At 42.8% G+C, this 26,038-nt stretch carries 22 protein-coding genes, 1 riboswitch and 1 other annotated feature; of the genes, 9 read left to right on the top strand and 13 right to left on the bottom strand.

Annotated elements, in window-relative coordinates; translation table 11 throughout:
• Positions 1–56: 56 nt before the first annotated feature.
• From A5877_RS15705 to recQ, 3 genes are read right to left on the bottom strand one after another with little or no spacing between them, the layout of a single operon-like run.
• Positions 57–797 (bottom strand): MurR/RpiR family transcriptional regulator, encoded by a 741-nt coding sequence (locus tag A5877_RS15705; RefSeq protein ID WP_086299555.1) that lies wholly within the window; start codon positions 795–797, stop codon positions 57–59.
• 57 nt (positions 798–854) lie between these two features.
• The gene (locus tag A5877_RS15700; RefSeq protein WP_005236549.1) at positions 855–1,274 is read right to left on the bottom strand and encodes a GNAT family N-acetyltransferase; all 420 of its coding nucleotides are present in this window, start codon (positions 1,272–1,274) and stop codon (positions 855–857) included.
• A gap of 57 nt (positions 1,275–1,331) precedes the next feature.
• Entirely contained in the window at positions 1,332–3,098 is a 1,767-nt protein-coding gene (gene recQ, locus A5877_RS15695; protein ID WP_005236551.1) for a DNA helicase RecQ, read from the bottom strand.
• A 118-nt stretch (positions 3,099–3,216) separates the two neighbouring features.
• Between recQ and A5877_RS15690 the strand changes: the two genes are divergently transcribed.
• The gene (locus A5877_RS15690; RefSeq protein ID WP_086299556.1) at positions 3,217–4,332 is read left to right on the top strand and encodes an FAD-binding oxidoreductase; all 1,116 of its coding nucleotides are present in this window, start codon (positions 3,217–3,219) and stop codon (positions 4,330–4,332) included.
• Between the two features lie 93 nt (positions 4,333–4,425).
• Here the strand turns inward: A5877_RS15690 and A5877_RS15685 are convergent, their stop codons facing one another.
• Both A5877_RS15685 and A5877_RS15680 read right to left on the bottom strand, forming a co-directional pair.
• Complete coding sequence (locus A5877_RS15685; RefSeq protein ID WP_008381564.1) at positions 4,426–5,436, bottom strand: plasmid pRiA4b ORF-3 family protein; 1,011 nt, start codon at positions 5,434–5,436, stop codon at positions 4,426–4,428.
• A 65-nt stretch (positions 5,437–5,501) separates the two neighbouring features.
• Positions 5,502–7,046: a zinc ABC transporter substrate-binding protein AdcA gene (locus tag A5877_RS15680; protein WP_086299557.1), complete on the bottom strand. Its 1,545-nt coding sequence runs from the start codon at positions 7,044–7,046 to the stop codon at positions 5,502–5,504.
• Between the two features lie 323 nt (positions 7,047–7,369).
• A riboswitch (TPP riboswitch) is annotated at positions 7,370–7,469 on the top strand.
• A 94-nt stretch (positions 7,470–7,563) separates the two neighbouring features.
• On the opposite strand from A5877_RS15680, the gene A5877_RS15675 reads away from it, so the two are divergent.
• The 4 genes from A5877_RS15675 to A5877_RS15660 are packed head-to-tail and all read left to right on the top strand — an operon-like array spanning position 7,564 to position 10,798.
• Positions 7,564–8,187, top strand: coding sequence for a YkoF family thiamine/hydroxymethylpyrimidine-binding protein (locus tag A5877_RS15675; protein WP_086317224.1), 624 nt, complete (start codon positions 7,564–7,566; stop codon positions 8,185–8,187).
• The gene (locus A5877_RS15670; RefSeq protein ID WP_005236560.1) at positions 8,180–8,782 is read left to right on the top strand and encodes an ECF transporter S component; all 603 of its coding nucleotides are present in this window, start codon (positions 8,180–8,182) and stop codon (positions 8,780–8,782) included. The genes A5877_RS15675 and A5877_RS15670 overlap by 8 nt, the downstream gene beginning before the upstream one ends.
• Positions 8,779–10,191, top strand: coding sequence for an ABC transporter ATP-binding protein (locus A5877_RS15665; RefSeq protein ID WP_086317222.1), 1,413 nt, complete (start codon positions 8,779–8,781; stop codon positions 10,189–10,191). Before A5877_RS15670 ends, A5877_RS15665 begins: the two co-directional genes overlap by 4 nt.
• Positions 10,118–10,798, top strand: a complete 681-nt coding sequence (locus tag A5877_RS15660; RefSeq protein WP_086317220.1) for an energy-coupling factor transporter transmembrane component T — start codon at positions 10,118–10,120, stop codon at positions 10,796–10,798. Before A5877_RS15665 ends, A5877_RS15660 begins: the two co-directional genes overlap by 74 nt.
• Before the next feature lie 62 nt (positions 10,799–10,860).
• On the opposite strand, the gene A5877_RS15655 is transcribed toward A5877_RS15660, so the two are convergent.
• Complete coding sequence (locus tag A5877_RS15655) at positions 10,861–11,379, bottom strand: signal peptidase I (RefSeq protein WP_016613282.1); 519 nt, start codon at positions 11,377–11,379, stop codon at positions 10,861–10,863.
• A 178-nt stretch (positions 11,380–11,557) separates the two neighbouring features.
• On the opposite strand from A5877_RS15655, the gene A5877_RS15650 reads away from it, so the two are divergent.
• Complete coding sequence (locus A5877_RS15650) at positions 11,558–13,399, top strand: hypothetical protein (RefSeq protein ID WP_254907491.1); 1,842 nt, start codon at positions 11,558–11,560, stop codon at positions 13,397–13,399.
• A gap of 96 nt (positions 13,400–13,495) precedes the next feature.
• Positions 13,496–13,700: a binding site (T-box leader), on the top strand.
• Positions 13,701–13,741: 41 nt separating this feature from the next.
• The gene (proS, locus tag A5877_RS15640) at positions 13,742–15,175 is read left to right on the top strand and encodes a proline--tRNA ligase (RefSeq protein WP_086317216.1); all 1,434 of its coding nucleotides are present in this window, start codon (positions 13,742–13,744) and stop codon (positions 15,173–15,175) included.
• A 47-nt stretch (positions 15,176–15,222) separates the two neighbouring features.
• On the opposite strand, the gene A5877_RS15635 is transcribed toward proS, so the two are convergent.
• The 6 genes from A5877_RS15635 to A5877_RS15610 all read right to left on the bottom strand — a co-directional run bounded on the left by A5877_RS15635 (position 15,223) and on the right by A5877_RS15610 (position 22,068).
• Positions 15,223–16,227, bottom strand: a complete 1,005-nt coding sequence (locus A5877_RS15635; RefSeq protein WP_005236575.1) for a lipoate--protein ligase — start codon at positions 16,225–16,227, stop codon at positions 15,223–15,225.
• Positions 16,228–16,245: 18 nt separating this feature from the next.
• Entirely contained in the window at positions 16,246–16,986 is a 741-nt protein-coding gene (locus tag A5877_RS15630) for an MBL fold metallo-hydrolase (protein ID WP_086317214.1), read from the bottom strand.
• Positions 16,987–17,192: 206 nt separating this feature from the next.
• Entirely contained in the window at positions 17,193–17,978 is a 786-nt protein-coding gene (locus tag A5877_RS15625; protein ID WP_228100676.1) for a DUF975 family protein, read from the bottom strand.
• A 9-nt stretch (positions 17,979–17,987) separates the two neighbouring features.
• Entirely contained in the window at positions 17,988–19,070 is a 1,083-nt protein-coding gene (locus A5877_RS15620; protein WP_008381585.1) for a M42 family metallopeptidase, read from the bottom strand.
• Positions 19,071–19,259: 189 nt separating this feature from the next.
• Complete coding sequence (locus A5877_RS15615) at positions 19,260–21,314, bottom strand: FtsX-like permease family protein (RefSeq protein ID WP_005236604.1); 2,055 nt, start codon at positions 21,312–21,314, stop codon at positions 19,260–19,262.
• Positions 21,304–22,068, bottom strand: a complete 765-nt coding sequence (locus A5877_RS15610) for an ABC transporter ATP-binding protein (RefSeq protein WP_005236606.1) — start codon at positions 22,066–22,068, stop codon at positions 21,304–21,306. Before A5877_RS15610 ends, A5877_RS15615 begins: the two co-directional genes overlap by 11 nt.
• A gap of 286 nt (positions 22,069–22,354) precedes the next feature.
• On the opposite strand from A5877_RS15610, the gene nrdD reads away from it, so the two are divergent.
• Both nrdD and nrdG read left to right on the top strand, forming a co-directional pair.
• The gene (nrdD, locus tag A5877_RS15600; RefSeq protein WP_005236607.1) at positions 22,355–24,550 is read left to right on the top strand and encodes an anaerobic ribonucleoside-triphosphate reductase; all 2,196 of its coding nucleotides are present in this window, start codon (positions 22,355–22,357) and stop codon (positions 24,548–24,550) included.
• An 80-nt stretch (positions 24,551–24,630) separates the two neighbouring features.
• On the top strand, positions 24,631–25,227 hold the full coding sequence (nrdG, locus tag A5877_RS15595; RefSeq protein WP_005236608.1) for an anaerobic ribonucleoside-triphosphate reductase activating protein: 597 nt from the start codon (positions 24,631–24,633) through the stop codon (positions 25,225–25,227).
• Between the two features lie 135 nt (positions 25,228–25,362).
• Here nrdG and A5877_RS15590 read toward each other — a convergent pair whose 3' ends face one another.
• Positions 25,363–26,019 (bottom strand): DNA alkylation repair protein, encoded by a 657-nt coding sequence (locus A5877_RS15590; protein ID WP_086317212.1) that lies wholly within the window; start codon positions 26,017–26,019, stop codon positions 25,363–25,365.
• Positions 26,020–26,038: the final 19 nt, after the last annotated feature.

Below are 26,038 nucleotides of genomic sequence, written 5' to 3'. Positions count from 1 at the left end.
TCTCTTGATCCATTAAACCTGTTTGTTTTTTTCATTTATTAAAGGAAAAATGTAGCTTATTCCCCTGCGGATAAAGAAAACTGACGAACCGTCTCCGACAACGCTTCGACTAAGAAAAGGCAAGGAATTTGCGTCGTCAAATCTTCATACTTGTTGATGCGTTTCACATCAACTGAATAGTCTAAGACATAATCGGACATTCGCCCCAGTGTGCTGTTGGCGTCACTGGTGATTGCTACAGTGGTGAAGTCAGGATTATTACGAAAGCCATTGACCACTTCAATGATCTCGGTGGTCGTTCCGGTGATTGAAAGGACCACGATCATATTGTCTGAAGTATGTTTCAGCTTCGCAAAGATTGGATAGGTATTATCCACCAAAGCATAACTGTTAAATCCGATCGTGGCAAAACGGCGGGCAGCATATTCACACATTGAACCTGACGCACCGATGCCATAAAAAATAATATTCTCACATTCCAGCATTCGTTCAGCGATTCGCCGGATTTTTCCTTCGACGTCTCGCGGGAAGCGTTCCGGATCCAAAACGGTCATACTGCTAAAAAAACTGACAGCATCTAACTCAGGTGCTTTGAACTGGGTACGAAATTCTGTAAAGCTCTCATACCCTAATTTACGGATAAAGCGCATAACAGAAGAAGCTGAGGTGTGGGATTCAAGCGCGATCTCCCGGACACGCATGTAAGGAATCTTATCACTTTGGCTCGACATATAATGATAAATCGCACGATCGGTCTCTGATAACTCATTGAAATCGATTTTTCCAAAAAAAGACATAGTAAACGCTCCTATTTTCTCATTCTCCTATCAATGTACCACAAGCTAGCAAAAACATCACAACTGTTTGATAAGAAATAATTCCATCGGCTGTTCAAATCCAGGACTTGTCAAAAGTAACCCACCGGCATCTTGGTAACCAAGGTTGCGATAGAAATGCTGTGCCTGCTCGTCGACTTGCGTGGAAGTCAAACAAAGAGCATGGCCGGCTGCTTTTTGCTGTTGTTCCCAATAAGTAACCAACCGTTTCCCAAGTCCCTTGCCTTGATGCGCTTCTGCGATCACTAACATGGTACAAAAAGGAATCGTGTCCCAGAAAAAATTGTAGCGCAGTAACCCTACTGGCTGTTCGTCTGCAACTATCACATAAGCAGTTTTTTCCATTATCTTTTTGGCGAAGACTTCCTTTGGTAAGTGAGTATCCAAAGAAAACCAAAACGCTTGATCTGCAGCTATTGCCGGTCGAATCGTAATCACTGATTTTTCGTCCCTTCCTGCTGTTTTTTTGTCTTATCGTAGAGAAAATGGTCTTTTTTAATCACTTTCCGTCTTTTCGTATTCAGAAAGCAATGCTAAAAAGGCATCGCCATACTTATCCAATTTGTTTTGGCCAACCCCTTTGATCTGTAAAAAATCGATCGGCGTTTTTGGCTGAACTTCCGCCAATTCTCGCAGTGTTTTATCAGAAAAAACGACATACGGCGGCAAATTTTGTTCTTGTGCGAGATTCAATCGTAAGGTGCGCAGTTGATCGAACAGTTCATCATCAACCACTAACTGTTTGACTTTGGTTTGTTTTCTATAAACTTTTGCTTTTCCAAGCAACACATCAATCCCCGCATTGGTCACACTTAACAAAGGGTATTGCCCTTCTGACGGCAAAAGATACCCTGATGCTGTTAAATAATCGATCAGCTGATTGACTTCCTTTTGAGACCAATCTTTCATTAATCCATAAGTTGGTAACTTTTCAAAGCCCCACTGTTTGACTTTTTGGTCGCCAGAGCCCGTTAGCACTTTCCCCACCAAGGCTTTCCCGAAGCGTTCGCCCATTCGTTTCACACATGACAACACTTTTTGTGTATCCACTGTGATATCCACTTGTTCTCTTTCATCAAGGCAATTGCTGCAACGACCGCAATCGGGTCCATCTTCTCCAAAATAACGCAAAATATAGCGCTGTAAGCACAGTTGGGTATGTCCGTATTGGCTCATCTCCCGCAATTTCAAGTATTCGTTTTGGCGATAAAGAATATCTGATTCGGATTGATCGATAAAGAATTGCTGAATCTGCATGTCTTGTGGAGCATAAAGTAAGATCGCATCACTAGGTTCGCCGTCTCGTCCGGCACGCCCGGCTTCCTGATAATAAGACTCCAAATTTCCAGGTATCTGGGCATGGATCACGAAACGGACATTGCTTTTGTTGATTCCCATCCCGAATGCATTGGTAGCTACCATCACTTGCAGGCGGTCATAAAGAAATTCTTCTTGGAAAAATGAGCGCTCTTCTTCTGAAAGTCCGCCATGGTAATACCCGACGGACACGCGTTCATGTTTCAACAGGTGATAGATCCGTTCCACTTCCTTGCGGGTACTGGCGTAAATGATACCTGATTGTCCTTGGTTCATTTTCAAATACGTTGTGATGTAGGTATCTTTTTGATCCTTGACGACTTGAAAAGCCAAATTTTCCCGAGCAAACCCGGTTTTGACTTGATTTTCTGCCGGAATTGAAAGTAAGTTTTCGATGTCTTCGGCAACTTTGGGTGTAGCTGTCGCGGTAAGGGCAACGATCGTTGGCTTCTGCTCCCAGTTTTCGATCGTTTCGGCGAGTCGCAGATAGCTCGGGCGAAAATCATGTCCCCATTGGGAAATACAGTGGGCTTCATCAACGGCCAATAAAGCGATCGGCATCTGCCGCAATGAGTAGCGGAAAGATTCTGAGTCTAAGCGTTCTGGCGAAACATACAGCAGTTTGATTCGCCCTTGGCGTGCTTCTTGCAAGCGTTGATTGATCTGTGCTCCTGTCAAGGAAGAATTGATATACGCTGCTGGGATCCCCATATCAACGAGGCTATCTACTTGGTCTTTCATTAATGAAATCAAAGGGGAGATGACCAAGGTCACTCCATCCAGCAAGAGCGCTGGCAATTGATAACAAATGGATTTCCCTCCACCTGTGGGCATGATTCCCAAAACATTTTGTTGTGTTAAAATAGATTGAATAATCGTTTCTTGACCTTCACGAAACTGTGAATAGCCAAAATGTTCTTTTAAGACTGTTTGAATAGTTTGCATAATACCCTCTTTTCCATTTCCTTATTATACGCAATTAAGTACGCAAAGAAAACGGCATTAAGAGAACTTTCGCTTTTTATTCGCTTTTCAATGAAATCAAACAAAGGAGTCTTCTACTATGAAAAAAGTTATGATTATCGGCGGTGGGATCATCGGTTTGACCCTCGCCAATTATCTTGATAAAACCAAATTTGACGTGACTGTCATTGATTCCCTCATCGGTCAAGCAACATCTGCCAGCGCTGGCATCATTTCCCCTTGGCTATCCAAACGCCGCAATAAAAAATGGTACCAGTTAGCACAAGACGGAGCCGCTTTCTTCCCGAAATTGGTACGGGATTTTGCTTTAGATGAATCCATCTATGCCCCATGTGGCACTTTGGTAGTGCGACCAGAAAAGGCGCTTCAAGAACTGGCAGAATTAGCTGAAAATCGACGTAAGGCGGCACCAGGAATCGGCGAAATCGACTTACTGACGGGCTCACAAACCAAAGAGGTATTGCCATTACTAAAAGAAATGCCCTCTTTACGAATCACAGGCGGTGGCCGCTTAGATGGTCAGGCTTATCTTGCCCACTTAAAAGCAAACGCTCAGCAGCAGCAAGTGACTTTTATTGAAGAAAAAGCTGAGATCGTCAGAACCGGCCACCATTGGCAAATCAAAACCAAGGATCACTTTCTTGAGACCGAGATTCTTTGCCTGACAGCTGGACCGGGATTACTAGACTTGTTATCACCTTTAGGGTATCAAGTCGATATCCGTCCGCAAAAAGGCCAGTTGCTCTCTTTTGCCACCAACCTGCCGACAAACAGTTGGCCGGTCGCCATGCTAGAAGGCGAAGGCGACTTGATTCCCTTCTCTAATGGTCAAATTTTATTAGGCGCTACTCATGAAAATGATGCTGGTTGGGATTTGACACCTACTGAAGCAGCCCAACAGCAATTGATGACAGGAATCGGTGCTTTTCTTGAAGACCCCGAAGCACTCTTTGCTGCCCCAATGACTATGCGAGTCGGCACACGCGCTTACACCTCTGATTTTGCGCCTTTCTTTGGGGAAGTGCCTGATGAAACGAATTTGTTCGCCGCCAGCGGGCTAGGTTCTTCCGGTTTAACGACGGGACCTTACATCGGTTATCTTCTAGCAAATCGGATCAATGAGGTACATGCGCAACCAACAGACTTCTCGTCCTACACCAAACCGATGACAGAGTATATCAAAAAGCGCCTTTGATAGGAAACCACTAAAAAACCACCAGAACCGTTACGGCCTGGTGGTTGTGCTGTTTGATTCTTGTAAAATTACGGACAATTTCCTAACTACTAGTTAAACATATTCTCCTGTTTCCCAATAATCGAGTAAAACTTCATTGATGATCTCACGATCCAGTGGTTCACGGATATCATCATCAAAGGCATCTTCGATCGGGACATCGCCCACAGCTTTGATACAAACCGGGACGACCGGATTCGGATGATCCTCTGCTGTCAACACTTTTTCAATCTTGATCTTATGTGTCCAATCTGCCCCCATATCATAAATATAGGTCATGGACTTACAATACTGAAAATCTTGGTCAATAGCGGACGCATCCGTTGGAACGGAATTGCCTAAGCCGATCGATTTCGAGCCGGCAATAAACAAATACAAATGTTGATTCATCCACTCAAAGGCAATCTGGATCAAAATATGTAGCTGTTCATAGGTCAGCCCTGCAGGAATAATCAAACGACGCCAAATTGGCGGACGGTATCCTTCTAAATCAATACGGACCTGATAGGCGACCGGCGTATCTGCTGCGTCATCAAAGGCCGTATGTTTTGTTGGAAATGGGACGATTTTTGGCGAGATTGCAGCAATCCGTGGGTCATCAACGGGCAATAGATCATGTTCTTCGGGATCGGTGTCTTTAATCATTGCTAACATCGCTTCTTTCTTTTCAGCTGACCAAAACTGTGGTTTGGACATCCGAGCGAAAAAGATAGGTTGTTTTTCAGCCAATACAAAGGCAATTTCTAGGTATTGCGATTTGGTAATATGCTTTTCTTTATACATGCAGTAATAAAAGTCTTCAATGGCTGTTTTGGCAAACGGAAGAAAATTTAGACTGTACGGTACTTCTTGAGGCAGCATTTCAGTATATACCCATTCAACAAAGACTTTGTCTTTTAGTTTGGTCATGCCGCCATCTGTTTCCGCGCAAAAGATCAAGTAAAAAACAGGATCTAAGTAATGCTCAAGATCGTCGTCACTAACCACACTGGGTCCGCCATACAAATCAACGTGATCCATCATCCGGTCAATCACTTTCGCTAATTTCTTCAATGTTTTTTCCAAAAAAATCTCGCTCCTTCCTATCAAGTTTACTTTGACGAAAAGAGCGAGGATTGTCAATCTTTTTTTTAATGGGAGAGCATTTCCTGTGCAATTTCTAATCCGCTCATCCCCGTTGGGTAATAGGTCGGCCAATGCTCCATTTCCTCTAGTAACGCTTCATGACTCTCGTTGCCAAAGTAGATATGGAAATGATGTGAAGCACCTGGTGCGATCATATGGTCGCTAAATTGGATATATTTGAACGCCGCATCTTCATCGGTGCTTTCAAATAAGAAGCGTACGCCACGATTACCAGCTGAGTAGTTCAAAACCTCTTTGCCAGTATACACATACTTAGCTTCTTTCTCAGTACCATCATCAAAAATAAATGTCATTGTATTGTCTGTGATCTTGATCTGAGCAACATCCGTTTGATACCCTGTCGTATAATACTCTTTGTATTCGTCAGCTGTCATTTTCTTGTCCATTTTTGCTTTATAATCAAACACTTGATCCAATGTTCCGTCTTGTAAAAATGGGTAAACGGATTGCCAGTATCCTGCCCAGTCAGATAAAGGACGGTCTTGTACATCGGCATCCTCAAAGTAGCCGTTATAAACTGTTTTTTCTTTTTCGGCTTCAGCCATTTCTTTGTCATTTGCTACATCGGTGGTTTTTCTCAAGGCATCGCGGTTTTGCTCCATAATTGAAATGTAGTCTTCCCCGTTATCCATCTGCTCTTGGGTCAAGCCTTCTAATGGGTTCAAAACAGCTAATTCAACTCCTGCTTCTGACGCTAACGTCCGGGCAATGCTGTCTTTGGCATTTTCTTCAAAATAGATCGTCTGAATACCTGTTTCTTGAACGAACTCTTTTAGTTCTGCGATCCGTGAAGCGGAAGGCTCTTCACTTGGTGAAAGACCGGAGATCGGAACTTGGGTCAATCCGTATTCTAAAGCTAAATAACCAAAAGCGGCGTGCTGCGTTACAAAATGATTTTGCGCCGGATTGCTAAATGCTTCTTCATACGATTCATGAAGATCTTGTAATTGTGCTAAATAATTTGCCGCATTTTCAGCAAAGGCTGTCGCTTTCGCTGGATAAGCCTCACTCAGCTGGTCACGGATCGCCTCTACTTGTTTCATGGCTAAGCTTGGGGCTAACCAGACATGGGGATCTAATTCATGAGAATGACCATCATCGCCGTGGTCATGATCGTGATCGTGGTCGTGGTCATCGTCACCGGGTAACAGGACCATTCCTTCTGTGGCTTTAACCACTGTCACATCCCCGTCATTTAACGTGGCTTCAATCGAAGGAACCCACATTTCCATGTTCTCATTGTTGTAGACGAAAACATCCGCATCTTGGATCTTTGCCATATCTTTTGCAGAAGGTTCATAATCGTGGGAATCAGTGCCTGCGGGCATCAATAATTCAACCTCCCCTTCATCCCCTACAACTTGACGAGCAAAATCATACATCGGATAAAACGTAGCCATGACCTGGATTTGTTCATTATCAGAAGCAGCGTTGCCTGATTGTTCAGTTGCATCAGAGCCTCCTTGTCCACAGGCCGCCAAAGCTAGGGCTACTGTTGATAACATCGTTATTTTAAAAAACTTCTTCATTTTCAAAATACACTCCTTTTTATTTTTCCATATTTCCTTTTCCTCGGCAAAACACTGATAAATCAATTACGATTTACAAAAACAAAACGTAATGTTTACGTTTTACCATCGGTTTTCTACTTTACACAACTATTTACTCCTTGTCAACAGCTTTTCAAGATGTTTTTTTATATGTAAAAACTTTCATATGTACCACTGCTGATATCATTATTAACTTACTGAATGGATCGGTTGATTCGGCAACAATCGGCAAATGACGAAAATCGCTATCTATTGTCCTTTGTCGCCTCCTGTGCTACACTCGAGGGGTAATTGAATACAAGATTATCCACTAGGGGCGCTTTATGCTGAGATAGACGTATGTCTGGTCCCTTAGAACCTGATTTGGTTAGTACCAACGTAGGGAAGTGGCAGCGCATGATTTTTCGCGTTCCCATTTTTTCTGTCTACGTGTGGATAGAAAAAGGAGGAACGCTTTTTTTGTAGACAGAAAAACCATCGAGAGGAGAAGAGAAAAATGACAAATGAACCAATCGCCTGTGCGGCAGATGGGATCGATATCACGGGGTGCCGAGTTAGCTTGTACCCAATGAAAGACCATTTCGCGCAACAAATTTTAACAAGTATCGAAAAAACGAATACGAGCGCTGTTTGGCAGCAGACCGATCTGTTCAGTACCCTTTTTCGAGGGGAAGCGCCTAATGTCATAGACGCAGCAGAGGCGCTATTTATCAACGCCTACGAATCAAAGACACACCTCGTGGGTGAGTTTACTTTTTCCAAAGGCTGTCCCGGAGACACTGCGGGTGACACATTCTTGAATGGCGAACAGGCGCAACCCAATAAAGGAAAGAACCTAGCGAATGGTGACTTTTTGGTTGATTGCAAATATTCGTTTTACGTATTTGGCGAAAATCATTATATGGAAGAAATCGCCACGATCGTCCAGCTGGCAGAGACTCATGGCTTGAGCCCTCGTTCTGCTCACTATGTGACGATGCTGACCGGATCAGCAAGCCAACTCTTTGCTTATTTTGAAGCCGCATTAGCTTATGCCCATGACCATCTCCCCCACTATGTTCTGGAAGCGACTGTTTCGGTCAACAGCCCTTCAAAAAAGGAGGCGATGCCACGTGACTAAGTGGGCTTTGAAAGATGTCATCATGGTAGGAATTGCTTCGTTGATTTTTGGCGTGATCTATCTTGGGGCTGTCCATTTCGGATTGTTGTTAGGTACGCTTCTAACGCCCTTTGGTTTATCTGTCTTAGCCAATGAGTTTATCTTTGGTGTTTGGTTCATGGCGGCAGCTTTTGCCGGATATGTGCTACGTAAGCCGGGAGCAGCTACGATCACTGAAATGATTGCGGCTCTTTTAGAAGTGTTTATGGGAAATTTTTATGGACCTATCATTTTTATTAGCGGTTTTGTACAGGGGATCGGAACAGAAGCCGGTTTTGCATTAGGCCGCTACCGACGATACGGGTGGTTCCCTTTAGTTACTGGAGCCGTGGGCGCCACGATCACGAGTTTTCTTTGGGGAATCATTCGGTCAAATTTCATTAACCTACAATGGCAGTTGCTGTTGGCGATCTTTCTTATTCGCTTGCTTTCTTCGTTATTCTTTTCAGCCTTTTTAGTGAAGATCGTCTGTGACCACTTGACACGGATGGGGGTCCTCAACAGTTACCCCATCGCTGAAGATCAAACGGTCATCGTCAAACGGAAAACCGCATGAGCCTGTCGGTAAAAAACGGCAGTTTTTTGGTGGATCAAAAGCGACTTGAATTGACTCTGTCTTTGGCCCCTGGTGAAACAAAAGGGATTTATGGTGCTTCAGGAACAGGAAAAAGCACCCTTTTCCATCTCTTAGCGGGACTAAATGAGAAGGGGTTTGATGGAGGGACGTATACGATTGACGGCCAAACGATGAACCAGCTTTCCATCCGGGAAAGAAGCACGTCCGTCAGCTTATTGTTTCAAAATCCTGATATGCAATTTTGCATGGCAACACCGCGAGAAGAGTTGCTTTTCTGTTTAGAGAATCAATGTATTTCCCAAAAAGACATGCCAAACAAAGTGGCTGAAGCTTTGGCATTTTGCGAGATTACCCACCTTGCTGATCAACCTTTCACGACCTTGTCTGGTGGTGAAAAACAGCTAGCCGCATTGGCTTGTTGTCTGATATTAAAAAGTCGTTACTTGCTTTTGGACGAACCCTTTGCCAATTTGGATTCGGACACAAGTCAAAAAGTCATACGAAAACTGCAGCAAATCCAACACAAAAATGCTCTTGGTATTTTATTGATCGATCATCAAATCAAAGAGACCGCTAACTGGGTCGATGAGTGGCTGCTGATTGAAGAGGAATTCAGAAAGATCAATCAAGCAGCGCTCCGCCAACTTGATCAGCACCTACGCAAGTCGCTGCCGCTTGTGAACATTAAATCGACTTCTAACGAAAAACGGCTTTCATTTCAAAATTTCCGATTACCCATCCGAAACCATGAAATTGTTTTCCCAGATCTTGCCTTTGATAAGGGCTCACTGATTGGGATCACTGGACGTAGCGGCAGCGGCAAGTCTTCGTTTTTAAAAGCTATTTTACAGCAGCAGGCCTATAAGGGGGATATTCTTTTGGCAGGTAAACCAATCAAGAAGTATCCGTCACCTTTTCGCTCCATCAGTTGGATCATGCAAAATCCGCAAGACCAATTTTTGGCAGCTACCGTTGCGCAAGAGCTTAGCCAAGGAAGCGCCCCGACCGAGAGCGACAAACTACTCGAAAAATTGCGTCTGCAAAACAAGAGTGCCCTGTCGCCTTTTCTACTGAGTCAAGGACAGCAACGGCGCTTGGCTGTTGCCTCCTTACTGCAGCGCCCGGTAGACCTACTGCTAGTAGACGAGCCGACATATGGTCAAGATGTCACACAAGCTTGGCAGATCATGGAACTATTAGCTGCTAAAGCAACCACTGGCACGTTAGTTTTGATCGTTAGTCACGATGTCTTATTGTTGCAACAGTTTTGCTCGCAAATCATTGATTTCAATTGCTATCAAAAGGAGGTCGCAGATGCGTACACTCAATCCCACAGTCAAGTTATTCGCCATTTTAGGACTCGCCTTAGTGGTTTCTTTTCAAAATAATTTCAGATTGAATTTATTGCTCTCTGTCCTATTCTTCGTTATTACTGTAAAAGAGCGCTCCTTGAAAAAAAGTCTTTTGCTCTTCTCTGCATTAACACTGGCAGCTGTAGGGGTCTTTTTCACTGGTCTCCTTTACTATCAAGACCATCAAGGCGCTCCCTCCTCAACGGCAGCTATTCACTATGGGCTTGACATGGCGAGCCGAATCTACTGCTTCGGTATTCTGGGCAGTTCTTTCAGTGTGACGACCACGATCAATGAATTGATTTATTCGCTGCAGCAACAGCTGCACCTGCCTGCCGTTTTTGCGTACGGTCTGCTCGCTGCGTTTCAAATTGCTCCGATCATTCCAGCAGAGTATCAAAACATCCGCAATAGCATGCGTTCCAGAGGAATCTCAGTCAATTCGTTTTCTTTCAAAATGTTGATTCCTTTACTCGTCAAATCCATTCGCTGGTCCGAACTTTTGGCGACGGCAATGCTTTCAAGAGGTTTCGACGGTGAAGGAACGCGAACTTATGCCAAGACATTTCAAATCACTTTTATGGATACGCTGTTTTTATCCTTATGTTTGATGGTGGGACTTGGCGGAACACTCATCCTATAAAGGGGAAAGAGACAAAAAGACAAAGAAACGTATGGGTTTCTTTGTCTTTTTTCATTGATTTATTAAGAAGTGATCGTCTTTTTTACTGAGCCAGATTTGATTTGGTAAAACGTAACAAACATCGTCGTTGCTAATATATACAAGGCGAAAAGAAGATACATGTTTTTAAACAGCTGGATCGTCGTTTGGTTCAACCAGGCCCCTACTTTGGGAATATAAAATATCGGCTGGCCAATCAATTGACTTTTTTGAATTTCGTTTGGTTCCATCTGATTTTGATTGTCGCCAATGGTGTAGAGCACCGATTGATTTTCCCCAACCGCAACGATTCGCCGCGTCCGCATCTGTCTACCTTGATCAACATAATACGTTACTTCGTTGCCAACCACTAAATTATCTTCAGAAGCTTTTTTTACAAAAAGGAGTGTCCCTTCAGAATATGTCGGTTCCATTGCATCACTAGCAACAATAGCCATTGTGAAACCAAACGCATGTGGGATCACCACAATTAGTACAGACAGCAGCATGAACATCAGTACAAAAAGTGAGAGCATGATACTTTGTTTTGGAAAAAGCTTCATTTTCTATTCTCCTTCTAAACCTCAGTTTCTTTTATGATTCTATAACATAACTCTATTTTTTTCAAATATTTAAAAACGTTTCATTGAATTTTTATACGAAGATTACTCGATTATTATTTGACTTTATTTAATTATTTATATTATGCTAAAGGCGATTAAAAAACAGAGGAGAAAAAGTATGCCTTTTTTAAATAACAAGTTTTTTTTAAAGCGTTGGATTCCCTTCATCCTTCTGGTCCTATTTTTACTGGGAAGTATTGTCTTTTTTCTCGTTCTTTTTTTATTCCCAACTTCTGATATCCATGCAGTGGAGAAAAAGGAAGACTGGATTTTCTATGCTGAGGACAATCCCGAATCTACTTTCATTAGCCGTTATGTGAAACATTTACCTAGTGTAAAAGCCAATGATCGTTTTGTGATGAAGCGAAAAATGACCAACGATTATAAATACCCTACAATGTTACTAATTGGCGATCATCAACACATGACTGTCTATCTCGATGACCAAGAAATTTACACCAACGATGAGCCCAATGATCCACTGACTCTCAATCATCCAGGCAAAACATTGTCTTTTATCACCTTGCCTGAGGATTATGTTGGTAAAACCTTGAAAATATACGTGACTAGTCCTTTTGACACCTATTCTGGCTTCCCAGCAGAAGTCTTTTTTGGCCCTGCAAATGCACTGATCGGCTATGTCTTCAGTCTGTCAATTTTAAATATTTACATTCTTTTATTTACTGGTTTTATTTGTATCATCAATTTATTTTATATCTTAGTTTCTTTTATCAATCAACGAAGGCTGAAAATATCTTCTCTCTTATTCAGCGGCTTTGCCTTAACAGCAGGCTTGGAAGCGGGCTTCAGCGATATGCTTGGTGGACTACTGTTTCCCCCAATCGTCAACTCTGTAATGTTAAATATTCTTTCTATTATTACACCAATGTTTTTGATCGGCTTTTACTGCACGAATATGCATTTTATTCGCAAGTACTACCAGAAATGGTTATACTTCCACTATTCATTCGGTCTGTTAGCGATACTTTTCGCACTTTTCCAAGCACAAAGTTTGCCCGTCATCATGAATTATATGTTCTTGTTGAATATTACCAGTACCTTCGTTACTTCTTTTGCAGCAATTTATGAAGCATTGAAAAAAAATCCTTTTTATGTCATTTGTGCGCCTTGGATCGTGATTGCGGCTATTGGTCATTGTTTCTTGTATATTCAGGATATTTTAGTTTTGCCACAATCTGATATCAATTGGCGTTCGATCATCTTTTTCTTATTAATTATCATTTTTACTTGCTACGGCTTCCTTGAACTCTTTTTTGCCAGCGAGGGTAAAAATAAGCAGATCGATACGGCAGATATCAAAGTGCGTTTATATGAGAACCAACAAGCGATCAGCCCTGAACAAACGTTAAAATGGCAGCAAGTTTTACGAACCATCAAACAAAGAACCCATACCGTCAAGGATATGTTAGAAGATCAGCAGTTGGCAGCGGCCTATGAAGGCCTTAGTGAGATTGAAGAACAGATCAAGCAGCAGTTAACGAGTCCTTCCGTTGAAAAAGAATCACTCACGACGATGCTGCTTGCTAATTATAAACACACAGCTGCTCAAAAAAGGATCACCTTTGCCTGTGATGGCATCATAGAACCACTGGAACAATTGGCGGAAAATGATCGTCTATCCTTGATCGCTCATTGCCTAGAGTACGCCATCCGATACACTTGTGCGGTCACTGATCCTCAAAAGCGAAGACTCGCGTTGAGGGTGAATGACACGAAGGGCCAGTTGCATATCGACTGCCAAATGCCGCTTCTCTCAAATGAAGAAGCAGAAAAACTACAGAACAATGAAACCAAACGACAGGCGATGCAGGCTGACATGCAAATGCTAGAACAACTTTGTTTAGCCTACCAAGGAAGTATCCGGATTGAAGAAACTGACGGGCTTCACCTCTTGCATTTGACACTTAGGGCGAAAATAGATCCGCTGTCTTTCGACTGACCGTCTTGCTACATTAGTTTTAAAGGAGCGATTTTAAGAAAAAGCGAAAAAACTCTTGCTTTTTTCGCTTTTTCGCTTTAGCATGATAAAGAACAGCAACAAGCATTGGAATAGTAGTTTTATGATGGTCTTAGAGAGTCGATGGCAGCTGAAAAATCGACACCCACTGATAAAATGAACCTACCCAATGGCAATGACCGCAAAACGGTCGGTGGAAAGGCCTTATCCTTTACGAGTTGGATTATCCCGATAGATAATCAACAAAGGTGGTACCGCGAAATCCAAGCATTTCGTCCTTTTTTAGGACGAGATGCTTTTTTATTTTTTTAAGGAGGAAAAAGAATGACACAAAAAAATGATTTTACAGAATGGTATATCCAAACGATCCAAAAAGCCGAATTGATGGCTTACTCCCCAGTGAAAGGCTCCATTATTTTCCGTCCTGACGGCTTCGAACTTTGGGAGCATATCCAAGAAGAGTTCAATCGATTCTTGAAAAAAGAGGGCATTCGCAATGCGTACTTCCCAATGCTGATTCCGCAAAATTTCTTTATGAAAGAAGCCGATCATATTGAAGGTTTTGCGCCTGAATTGCCATGGGTCACAGAAGTCGGCAATGAAAAATTGGAAGAACCTTTGGCCTTGCGTCCAACCTCAGAAACCATGATTGGCTCTGCCTTTTCTGATTGGATCAACTCCTACCGTGACCTGCCTTATGAAATCAATCAATGGGCAAACGTCTTTCGTTGGGAAAAGAAAACATTGCCTTTCTTGCGTACCTCAGAGTTTTTATGGCAAGAAGGCCATACCGCTCATGAAAACGAAGAAGATGCACGTCAACGCACCATGAAAATCTTGGATGAATATGCCCGCCTTTGCGAAGAATTCCTAGCGATCCCTGTTTATCGCGGAAAAAAAACCCCTTCTGAGCGTTTTGCTGGAGCAGTTGATACTTATTCGATCGAAGCGATGATGAAAGACGGCAAAGCAGTCCAAGCAGGAACCAGCCACTACATGGGGACAAAATTTGCTGAAGCATTTGATATTACGTATTTAACGAAAGAAAACAAGCATGTCCATGCCCACACAACCTCTTGGGGTGTCTCTACCCGCTTGTTGGGGGCCTTGATCATGACCCATGGCGATGAAAATGGGTTAGTTTTCCCACCAACCATTGCACCAACCCAAGTTGTGTTGTTACCAGTCGGTCCATGGAAAAAGAATCCAGCCATCTTAGAAAAATTAGAAGAACTGTATGCCAACTTTAAAGCCAAGGGCATTCGTGTTCGATTGGATGATTCTGATAACTCACCTGGCTATAAGTTCAATGAATGGGAACTAAAAGGCGCTTGCTTGCGAATCGAATGTGGCCCAAGAGATTTAGAAGCTGGCAAAGTGATGGTCAAAGTCCGCGACTTGGCTGACAAGCAAACAGTCGCCCTTGAGGACTTGGAAGCCTTCGTTGATCAAGAACTGCAAGCAATGACCCCACGCTTATTGGCAGCTGCGAAGGAACGTAACAAAGATAATGAGTACACCAACATCGATACATTGGATGAACTAAAAGCCCATATCGAAACGTGCAAACAAGAAGACAAAGTGACTGGCTTTGTTTTGATCGGTTGGGACGGCTCGGAAGAAACGGAAGCGAAAATCAAAGAAGAAACCGGCTTTACTACCCGAAACATTCCGTTTGAAGCACCAATGGAAAAAACAGTCGATATCGTCAGTGGCAAACCTGCCAAGCATACCGTTTGGATCGCCCGCGCATACTAATAGAAAAAACGAAGCAGCCAGATTGAAAAGGCTGCTTCGTTTTTTGATTAATAAATCAATGAAAGAAAATCTTCAGGCGTGATGTTGCCAAAATATTTTTTAACATCAATGTTGGCGATGACTTGTGCCAAATCTTCCTTGGCATAACGAGTTCCGATCAGGGCTTGTTCGACATCTGCAATGTCCCCTAGTCCGAAAAAGTCGCCAAAGATTTTTGCATCCGTGATTTTTCCTTCTGCCACATTCAAACGAACTTCGATGGAGCCGATTGGGAAGCGATGACGGCGTTCAATATCAAAAGCTGGAGATTTACCGTAATTCCAATCCCAGTTGCGATAATACTTATCGGAAATCTCATTGATCTTGACCCAATCCTCTTCAGTCAGTTCATAGGTTTTGACTTCTTCCACGGAATCGACACCAAAAATCTTCAATAAGATTTCTTGACGGAACTCTTCAGTCGTCATGTCTTGCTTCTCTTTTGGCAAGAATGGTTTGATGTTGGTCACTCTTGAGCGGATCGATTTGATGCCTTTTGATTCGATTTTGTCTTTGCGGACTTTCAAGGCGTTGACCACTTCATTGATGTCACTGTCAAACATGATCGTCCCATGAGCAAACATCCGGCCATTCGTTGCGTACATCGCATTCCCAGAAAACTTCATGTCATTGATCACAAGGTCGTTGCGCCCTTTTAGTTGCGCCCCTTCAACACCCATCTCATGCAAGGCTTGGACGATTGGTTTGGTCAGTTTTTCAAAATCTCTGAAAGAATTGCCATCGTCAGGCATAATAAAGCTGAAATTCAAGTTTCCGAAATCATGATAGACTGCTCCGCCGCCGCTGAAACGACGAACGACATGAATACCATGTTCATCCACATATTCCTTATTGATCTCTTCGATCGTATTTTGATTGCGTCCAATGATAATCGATGGTTCATTAATGTAAAAAAGTAAGATTGGTTCATCCACTTTCATTTCTTGAAGAAGAAAAATCTCGATGGCTAAATTGATGCGTGGGTCGTTCAGTTCATTCGGTACAAAAAGCATACTATTCGTTCCTCCTAATTAGATGATTTCTACTATTTTTTGAACAGCCGCCAACTCAACAGGGATTCCATTGGCAGCTAGCGCAGCCTCTTCTCGTAACTGTTCTAAGTCACCGTGTTGCGGCAAATGCGTCAACATTAATTTTTTCACCTGCGCTGCATGGGCGATCTCCCCTGCTTCTTTTGAAGTAAAATGAGCCTTGTGCCGCTCATTTCCTGCAAAAAGATAGGTATCTGCCAAGAATAAGTCAGCCCCTTCAGCAAACGCAACGAAAGATTCTAAATAGCCAGAGTCTCCAGTAAAAACAAAGACCTTGCCCGTACTTTTCTCAACAAATCGCATGGCATAGCAAGTGACTGGATGGATCGTTTTCATAAAGGTAATGGTGAACGGGCCCAATTCCAACGACTTAGACTGAAGGTAATCAAATCCTTGAGTCACTCCCGGCATCGTCAGACTTTCAAAATGAACCCTGTCCTCCCCATGACCGTAGATCGGCAAAACCTGCCGTTCTTCGTTTTCGGGATATAATTGCCAATAGTATTGTAATACCCCCAGATCCGCAATATGATCGTGATGGTAATGTGTCAAAATCACTGCATCTAAGTCTAAGGGATCAAGGATCTTTTCTAATTGGACCAAGGTGGTACTTCCCGCATCAAGCAGCAAATGAAAGCCATCTGACTCTACTAAATAGCCAGTAGTCCCTTCACCATTATACGGATAGGCACCTAAACAGCCTAAGACAGTTATTTTCACATGTGTTTCCTCCTCTTTGGCTCCAGCTGATTTTCTACTTCTTTTATGCTATCACATCTCAGCTGATTTGACTAAAATCCGACCATTTTTTTGCGAAAAAGGATCAAGAAAATGAGAAAAAAACGACGTCTATTGATGAATCCCTTGAATGAGTGTTCAACTCTATCCTTAAGGAACCATTCCAATGGTACGTCGTCTTTTTTTGCTTATCTGATCAGCGCTCGTTGTTCATTGATCAATTCTTCATAGAATGCTGCGTTGACCGCATACGCATAGGCGTTTGCCCACAACATCCCGATCAAAAGCGCCAAGAAACCCAGAATAAACCAACCAATCAGTGATAACTGCAGCCAAATGTATTGCCCCAGATGCGGCCGTAAGAGAGCAAAGGCTACTTTGATAGACTGAAGAACCCCTAATTCCGGTTGATCATAGCGCAGATAGATTGCTAATTGGATCACACCAGTAACGACTTGTGACAAAAAGAAGAACAAAATGATGGAGAGAAAGGTCCCAATCACAAAAGCGACCGAACCATTAAACATAGCCACATCAACAGAGATTCCCCGATTAAAATTTAATACCAAGTCCAAATACTGATTGAGTCCTGATAAGACAAACTGCGGCAAGAAAATCGCAAAACTCAAAAGATAATTTAAAAGCGCGCTCACTAAATTTAATAGCAAAAACGGTACATACAGACGCTTATCAAAGACTAGAAAAATATCCGCCACCTGGATTCCTCTGCCACGAACCAGATAGAGTGCCATGATACTCAATGCTACCGAAAACGCAAAGAAGACAAAATTATCCAAGATCAGATCGATCCAGCTCCCTGCATTGTTTGCACCAAAAGAAGTCCCAATACTACTAAAAAGCGAGCTGACCACCGCTTGAACGGCAACCGTCGCTAAAATACTTAAGACGAACGTTCCCCAGAATCCTCGCAAGGAGTTTTTAGCCGTCTCACGAATCATTGTGTTTGATCTCATAGGCTCACCTTAATAACTGCGCAATGCTTTAACGGTTTTATCATCTAAGCGGCGGACCACTTCCGTTACAAGCTTAACTGTATTAAAGTAATCATCCTCATGAATGACGGAAGTATGCGAGTGCAAGTAACGAACGGGCACTGTAATAGCGATCGAAGGAACCCCATCACGAGTCAAATGCATTTGTCCGGCATCAGTTCCTCCACCAGTGATTACGGTATATTGGAAGGGAATCTCCATCTCTTCGGCGACATCGATCACAAAATTCAATAATTTCTTGTGAGGAATCATGGAAGCATCGAAAATCAAGACTTGTGGGCCTTTGCCTAACACAGAATCCGCTTCTTTTGGTGTCATTCCAGGTGTGTCCCCAGCGGTACCAGTATCTAGTGCGATAGCGATATCAGGATTCACTAAGTGAGTGCTTGTTCGCGCACCTCGTAGTCCAACTTCTTCCATCACGTCACTGCCGGCAAACAAGCAGTTTGGATGTCCTTCTGCTGCCAAGGTTTCTAATACCCGCAGTGATACCGCCGTACCGATTCGATTGTCCCATGCTTTTGCTAGCAAAAATTTGCTGTCGTTCATCCGTTTGTATTGGATATAGGGAGTGATCATGTCTCCAGGACGGATGCCCCAACCTTTGGCTTCTTCTTCGCTTGACGCGCCAATATCGATGAACATATCTTTGATATCGTAAGGTTTGTTTCGAGTCTCTGGACTCAACACATGGGGTGGTTTTGAGCCGACGACACCGTGGATCACTTTGCCTTCATTGGTTTTGATCTCCACTTGCTGTGCCAGCATCACTTGCCCCCACCAGCCCCCAAGGGTTTGAAATTCAATAAAGCCTTTTTCTGTGATTTTTGTTACCATAAAGCCGACTTCATCCATATGTCCCGAAATAAAAATTTTCGGACCGCCGCCATCACCAACATGTTTGGCAATGACACTTCCTAAACCATCAAAAAAGATATCTTCAGCAAAGTCTTTGGCATATTCTTTAAAGACTTCACGCACTTCCTCCTCATTCCCAGGAACCCCACGTGCAGTCGTTAGGTCTATTAAAAGCTGTTCTTCTTTTTTCTCCATTTCGCTTCCTCCTTTGTCTCGTTGATTATGATTATACCATTCTCTTAATCTGGTACCAGAGGGAAATACAAAAAGATTGGTTAAATGAAAAAAACGCTCCTCGTTTTGTAGTGATCCTCAAGGTTAGATTTTTTGGTCTAACCTTTAAGGTTCGCTTCAATTCTAGGGATCGTTTTAGAAAGAATTCAATCAAGTTTCAATAATCCGCAGACACAGCTTGACGGTAATCAAATAGGCAAACAGATAGACGACTGCTGCCACTGCTGCAAACAAATGAGCAACCCAATACCCGGGACTATCGATGATCTGTGTGAAAGTATTGATGGCAAATACCGCATGCAAAATCGCCAATAAGGTGCCAGGCATAAAAATCCAAATGTTTTGCCAGTACACCAACTTGCGCACTTCATTACGGGTGTAGCCTAATTTTGTCAATAGTCGGTAATTGTACTTTTCCCGCTCCGTGTTAGAAAATTGCCGAACGATCAAACTACTAGACGTGGTGATCAAAACGATCACCCCAACAAATAGCGATACGAACAAAATGATTCCTGCTTGTCGTCGCACCCCGCGCATTGTTGTAAAGCGATTGGCTAACGTTAGCCGATATGCGGTCGTCTGACCACTATCACTACTTGAATCCCGAGCGGTCTCTGGATAAAAGCGTACGTTTTTTTGGTCGTCGCTAAATTCATAGGTCAATGGATGCGCCCACTCGATTGGCAGCTCTTCATCCAACAACTGTGTCAGCGCGTCTGTTTGCACCTTTTCGGTCTGTAAATAAGCAATGGTATAGGTGAATCCTTTGATTTGTTGGTACGCCTCATCTTGAATGACAAGGACATTGGGTAAAGAATAGCGTAAAGCACTATCACCAAAATAATCTTGTTCGGCTTGAATGAGTTTAAAATTATGCTGACTGCCGACTTTGACTTCATCGCGATATGTGATAAATGAGCGAGTTACGTCGTATTGACTGTCAAAAAGTACAGCTTGCTTATCAGTACTCAGTCGAATCTCAGGAGCACCCGGAACCAGTTTTCGCAGACGCTGATAATCCGAAAGTGCCACCAGATTCACCATCATATTTTCGACACTTTCATCTTGCAACTCTCCTAGGTAGCGTGTCTGCACCGTCATATTGGTCATTTTGTAGGGAATTGCTTGTTCCGCTGTAATTGGCACATCCGACTTTTCTAAAAGGGTACGCAAGGCCCCTGCCTGCTCTCCTGACACCTGAAAGGAAGTTGGATAGATACGGTTCGTTGCTTGGTAATTCAAAGAGATGACCCCCATTGTTCCCCCTATCAATGAAATCGCGATTGCAGTGATAATCGTCAAAAGGGCGTAGCTTTTCCACGTCCTTTGCAAGTAAGCACGCACGTTATTGTAAGCAATCAACTTCGCCCCTTTGATAAGGCGTTTTTTTGGTTTACTCAAAAAATACAACAGTGCTGGCAAGGAACAATCAAAAAAGAGATAGGTTGCCGTTATACAGCAAAATAGAATCAGTAAAGGGATCCATAGAATCGCTGAAAAATCTTGCGTATACGTGATATAGTTGGTCCATGTTTCCCTTAGGGTCAATGACAGATAATACCCTACCCCAAGTAAAATCAGACCTAGGACCCCCATCAATGTACGAAACGGAGTCATTTTCATTTTTTTGATCGGTAAGCGGTATTCGGTCTTGATCAATTCACTCATTGGGGTACGCCAAACAAAAAGGATCACTTGAATACTCAATATAATCATTGCGGCGATAAAGACAAAGACCGTCGAAAAAATCGATTGCGGTGAATTAAAGAAATGACTGGTCAAATTTAGGCCCATCGCCCGAATCAAAATCATTGAGAAGAATTTTGAAAAAATAATTCCCATAAAGATACCGGTCACTAGAGAGAAAAAATTTAGTAAAAACGTTTCCCGTAGCAACAGCCAAGCAAGACGACCTTGCCGCAACCCCAAAAGCTGGTAAACACTGATTTCTTTTTGTCGCTGACTAAGAAAAAAATGATTGGCACTCAGCATAAAAAACAAGACGACAAAGGCAACCACACTGCTGCCGAATCCTAAAACCCCTTCAATGCGGATGTCTTGCTGGACCCGTTGATTCAGCAGACGATCATTCATCAAGGCGTTAAAGGAATAAAAAATCATCACGGCGGTCATCATACAAATAAAATACACCATATAATTGCGAAACTGCCGCAAAAAACTCCGCCAGCCGATTTTAAACAACATGGCGCGGACCGCCTCCAATCGTAGCCTGCATATCGATGATTTTTTCGAAAAATTCCTGACGGCTGCCTTTTTTGACAACTTCCGCAAAGAAGACACCATCGCGAATGAACAGAATCCGATTGCAGTAGCTGGCGGTAAAAGGATCGTGGGTGACCATCAAGATCGTCGTTTTTTCTTGTTGATTGATTTGCGCTAAATACCGTAACAATTCTGTTGCCGCTTTTGAATCAAGGGCTCCCGTGGGTTCATCAGCAAAAAGGACCGCCGGACGACTGATGATCGCCCGAGCAGCAGCGACCCTTTGTTTTTGCCCTACAGACAATTCTTCTGGGTAGCGATCCAACAAGTGTTCGATCCCTAACAAATTGGCCGTCTCCTCGATACGTACTTGGGTTTCCTTCACGGGCAAGCGATCAATCGCTAAAGGCAGCAAAATATTGTCTCTGGCTGTCAATGTCTCTAAAAGATTAAAATCTTGAAAGATGAAGCCAATCTGCTGACGGCGAAAATCGCTGAGGGCTTTTTCCGACATTCGGGTAATGTCTTTGCCATCGATATAGATCGAGCCTAAGCTAGGTCGCATGATTGAAGACAAAAGATTCATCAAGGTCGTTTTCCCAGCACCGCTTGGCCCCATGACCCCAACAAATTCTCCTTGATCCACTGCAAAAGAAAGGTTATCTAATACTTTGGTTTGATTGAAACGGGTGCCGTAACTTTTTGTCAGATGCTTCACATCGATCATATTTTTCACACAGAACCCTCCTTTAAAAAAATTCTCTCCTTATGTTAGCATACTTTATCATTGAATACTTCTGCTTCAAAACAGAGAAAAAATAAATTTAAAAAAGTTTTTATTCATTATGTGAAACATGGAACAACCAAATCCTTAATCTTATCAAGTTTTCTCGGAAACACCTAAATGAATATACACCATATATTGTGTATATCCAAAACACAAACCCTTTTCGACTACTATATATAGTTGCTCATTTCTACAATTTGTTTTATTATATTGTGGAAGATAAGGAGTGGTAGAAATGATGAACATTAAGAGAAATCCTGAGCAAGGGTTGGAAAGACAGTCCGCTTTGCGTCAGTTAAAAATCGTAAAACGTGATGGACGGCTTGTCGATTTTGATGATCAAAAAATTTATGATGCGTTAGTGAAAGCCCTGAGAAAAATCAACGGTGAGCTTTCTCCCATCGACCACGAAAAAATCACCGAGATCGTTGACAGTGTCGATCACGAGATCGCGGAACGTTTTCGTACAAATGTAAAAATCTATGAGATCCAAAATATCGTCGAGCATATCTTGTTAGCAAAGAACGAGTATGCCTTGGCTGAAGAATATATCAACTACCGGACCCATCGTGATTTCGAACGCAGCAAAGCAACAGACATCAACTTTACGATCAATAAATTGATGAATAAAGATCAATCGGTCGTCAATGAAAATGCCAATAAGGATAGTAACGTGTTCAACACACAACGTGATTTGACCGCTGGGATCGTAGGAAAATCGATTGGTTTGAAAATGCTGCCTCCTCACGTGGCAAATGCCCACCAAAAAGGCGACATTCATTACCATGACTTGGATTATCATCCATATACCCCAATGACTAACTGCTGCCTAATCGATTTTAAAGGCATGCTAAATAATGGGTTTAAAATTGGGAACGCCGAAGTGGAATCGCCAAAATCGATCCAAACGGCCACCGCTCAAATCTCACAAATCATTGCAAATGTAGCATCGAGTCAATATGGTGGCTGTTCTGCTGATCGAACAGATGAATTATTGGCTCCTTTTGCTGAGTTGAATTACCAAAAACATTTAAAAGATGCCGAAGAATGGATTGAGACACCCGAACGTCGGGAAGCTTACGCGAAGAGCAAAACCCGCAAAGATATCTACGATGCAATGCAAAGTCTAGAATACGAAATCAATACGTTATTCACCTCTAACGGACAAACGCCGTTTACTTCCCTTGGCTTTGGTTTAGGAACCAACTGGTTCGAACGGGAAATTCAACGAGCGATTCTCCAAATTCGCATCAACGGGTTAGGCAGTGAAAAGCGTACTGCTATTTTCCCGAAATTGATTTTTAGTATTCGCCGTGGGGTCAACTTGGCACCTACCGATCCGAACTATGATATTAAAGAACTGGCTTTAGAATGTGCCACTAAACGGATGTATCCGGATATTTTGAATTATGATAAATTGGTTGAATTGACTGGCAGCTTTAAAGTGCCGATGGGCTGTCGTTCTTTCTTGCAAGGCTGGAAAAACGAACGTGGTGAAGAAATCAATGTCGGTCGGATGAATCTAGGTGTCGTGACATTGAATATTCCACGGATCGCCTTAGAAGCAAATGGCGATCAAGAAAAATTCTGGTCACTGCTGGAGGACCGTCTGCAAATCGTTAAAGATGCCCTTGTCTATCGAGTGGAACGCTGTAAAGAAGCGAGTCCCGCCAATGCGCCGATCCTTTATATGTATGGGGCTTTCGGTGAACGTTTGGATCGCAAAGACAATGTCAACGAATTATTCAAAAACAAACGTGCCACTGTTTCGCTTGGTTACATTGGTTTATACGAAGCTGCTTCGGCTTTTTACGGTGGAACTTGGGAACAAGACCCAGAAGCAAAGGCCTTTACGATGGCGATCGTGAAAGAATTGAAAGCTCATGCCGATGCCTGGGGCGATGAATACGGCTATCATTTCAGTGTGTACTCGACCCCTAGTGAAAGCTTGACCGATCGTTTCTGTCGCTTAGATACCGAAAAATTCGGTGAAGTTGAAAATATTACCGACAAAGAATATTATACCAATAGCTTCCACTATGATGTGCGGAAAAATCCGACACCATTTGAGAAACTTGATTTTGAAAAGGACTATCCAAAATACTGTTCTGGTGGCTTTATTCATTACTGTGAATATCCAGTCTTGCAGCAAAATCCAAAAGCGTTAGAAGCAGTTTGGGATTACGCATATGATCGGGTCGCTTATCTTGGAACAAATACCCCTATCGACCACTGTTACGAGTGCGGATATGAAGGAGACTTTAATCCAACCGAACGAGGCTTTGAATGTCCACAATGTGGCAATCACGATCCAAAAAGTTGTGATGTTGTCAAAAGAACCTGCGGGTATCTTGGAAATCCTCAAGCTCGCCCGATGGTCAACGGTCGTCACAAAGAAATCTCTGCTCGGGTCAAACATTTGCAAGAATAATCATAAAAGGAGTGTTAGATTTCTTCTACACTCCTTTTATCGAACAACCCCTGTAATTCACAATAGAAAGAAGTTTTCTTATGAGAAATCCTAAGCCCCAAGAATGGAAAGCAAACGAGTACAGTCAAAATTATATCGCTGATTACAAAGCCTTCAACTTTGTGGACGGTGAAGGCATCCGAAATAGTTTATATGTGAGCGGCTGCCTGTTTGCTTGTGAAGGCTGTTTCAACAAAGCCGTCCAAAACTTTCGCTACGGCACACCTTTTACCCAAGAGCTAGAGGATCGAATCATTGAGGATCTGCGACATGACTATGTTCAAGGACTGACCCTCCTAGGCGGCGAACCTTTTTTGAACACGACGGTCTGTCTGAAAGTTGTTGATCGCGTTCGCGCCGAATTTGGTCATAGCAAGGACATTTGGAGCTGGTCAGGCTACACTTACGAAGAACTGCTCTTGGAAACCCCTGACAAACTAGAACTTTTATCCAAAATTGATATTTTGGTGGACGGCCGTTTTGAACTCAGCAAGCGAAACCTAAACTTGCAGTTTCGTGGTAGCAGCAATCAACGAATCATTGATCTTGCTGCATCTCGAGAACAAGGAAAAGCGGTTATCTGGGCAAAGTGCAAAGATGCTGAAGCAAGTTACGAACAAATCAAAAAACAAATTTAACGACTCAAAACACCGTGCATCTTGAGATGACCCCAAAAGTTAGACCAAAAAATCGAACTTTTGGGGTCACCACATCTTCCTTCAAAGATGATGCACGGTGTTTTTTTTGTTATATAAAAATCAGTGACCAAGCTTTTAAAGGTACTTACTTGCTTCACGAACCGTCAAAGGCGCCAGACTTTTTTGATGGCGTAGAAGAAAATCTTGGACCCACAGAGGATTCGTCTTGGCATAGTCTCGCAAGCTCCAGCCAATGGCTTTGTTGATAAAGAATTCAGAACTCCCCAAATTGTTGACAAGGATCTCTTCAAGTAATGGTCGATCCATCTGTTCTTTTTGCAACAATTGGTGAAGAATCGCCACTCGCCGTAGCCAAAGATTATCCTCAAGACTCCAACGAAGCATCTCAGCCTTTAACGCTGGCAGTCGGCGAACAAGCTTTCTGACGACCTCACTTAGTGCGTCCACGCTATCCCACCAAGATTTCGTTATGACTAACTGTTCAATTTTTCCTAGATCAACGGCTGATAAAAAGGGCTCCAGCGCCACTAAATAATCAATCGCAAGGTACTGGTGTTCTCGATAGCTGCTTTGCCAACATTGATCGATAAATTCCCAATCGATTCGTTTCATTTGTTTTGCTGCTTTAAAGGCTGCTTTTTCCTGCTGACGGCGCAACGGTGTAGGGATGCCTAAAAACTCAAACTGATGCCGCATATAGGCGGCCATTTTTTCCCTTCGTTCTTCATCAGCCAAAGCAATCATCGTTTCATATACTTGATAGATCGTCATATTGGTCCTCCTTTTTAGG

It is taken from the genome of Enterococcus sp. 3C7_DIV0644, from assembly GCF_002141235.1.
GTDB lineage: Bacteria > Bacillota > Bacilli > Lactobacillales > Enterococcaceae > Enterococcus_D > Enterococcus_D entomosocium.
This window is presented reverse-complemented; position numbering and strand designations above follow the sequence as displayed.

Excerpts from the sequence above, each read along its gene's own strand:
- A5877_RS15705 (WP_086299555.1), bottom strand. The coding sequence starts at position 797 with ATGTCTTTTTTTGGAAAAATCGATTTCAATGAGTTATCAGAGACCGAT.
- recQ (WP_005236551.1), bottom strand. The coding sequence starts at position 3,098 with ATGCAAACTATTCAAACAGTCTTAAAAGAACATTTTGGCTATTCACAG.
- A5877_RS15690 (WP_086299556.1), top strand. The coding sequence starts at position 3,217 with ATGAAAAAAGTTATGATTATCGGCGGTGGGATCATCGGTTTGACCCTC.
- A5877_RS15680 (WP_086299557.1), bottom strand. The coding sequence starts at position 7,046 with ATGAAGAAGTTTTTTAAAATAACGATGTTATCAACAGTAGCCCTAGCT.
- A5877_RS15675 (WP_086317224.1), top strand. The coding sequence starts at position 7,564 with ATGACAAATGAACCAATCGCCTGTGCGGCAGATGGGATCGATATCACG.
- A5877_RS15665 (WP_086317222.1), top strand. The coding sequence starts at position 8,779 with ATGAGCCTGTCGGTAAAAAACGGCAGTTTTTTGGTGGATCAAAAGCGA.
- A5877_RS15660 (WP_086317220.1), top strand. The coding sequence starts at position 10,118 with ATGCGTACACTCAATCCCACAGTCAAGTTATTCGCCATTTTAGGACTC.
- A5877_RS15655 (WP_016613282.1), bottom strand. The coding sequence starts at position 11,379 with ATGAAGCTTTTTCCAAAACAAAGTATCATGCTCTCACTTTTTGTACTG.
- A5877_RS15650 (WP_254907491.1), top strand. The coding sequence starts at position 11,558 with ATGCCTTTTTTAAATAACAAGTTTTTTTTAAAGCGTTGGATTCCCTTC.
- proS (WP_086317216.1), top strand. The coding sequence starts at position 13,742 with ATGACACAAAAAAATGATTTTACAGAATGGTATATCCAAACGATCCAA.
- A5877_RS15635 (WP_005236575.1), bottom strand. The coding sequence starts at position 16,227 with ATGCTTTTTGTACCGAATGAACTGAACGACCCACGCATCAATTTAGCC.
- A5877_RS15625 (WP_228100676.1), bottom strand. The coding sequence starts at position 17,978 with ATGAGATCAAACACAATGATTCGTGAGACGGCTAAAAACTCCTTGCGA.
- A5877_RS15620 (WP_008381585.1), bottom strand. The coding sequence starts at position 19,070 with ATGGAGAAAAAAGAAGAACAGCTTTTAATAGACCTAACGACTGCACGT.
- A5877_RS15615 (WP_005236604.1), bottom strand. The coding sequence starts at position 21,314 with ATGTTGTTTAAAATCGGCTGGCGGAGTTTTTTGCGGCAGTTTCGCAAT.
- nrdD (WP_005236607.1), top strand. The coding sequence starts at position 22,355 with ATGATGAACATTAAGAGAAATCCTGAGCAAGGGTTGGAAAGACAGTCC.
- nrdG (WP_005236608.1), top strand. The coding sequence starts at position 24,631 with ATGAGAAATCCTAAGCCCCAAGAATGGAAAGCAAACGAGTACAGTCAA.
- A5877_RS15590 (WP_086317212.1), bottom strand. The coding sequence starts at position 26,019 with ATGACGATCTATCAAGTATATGAAACGATGATTGCTTTGGCTGATGAA.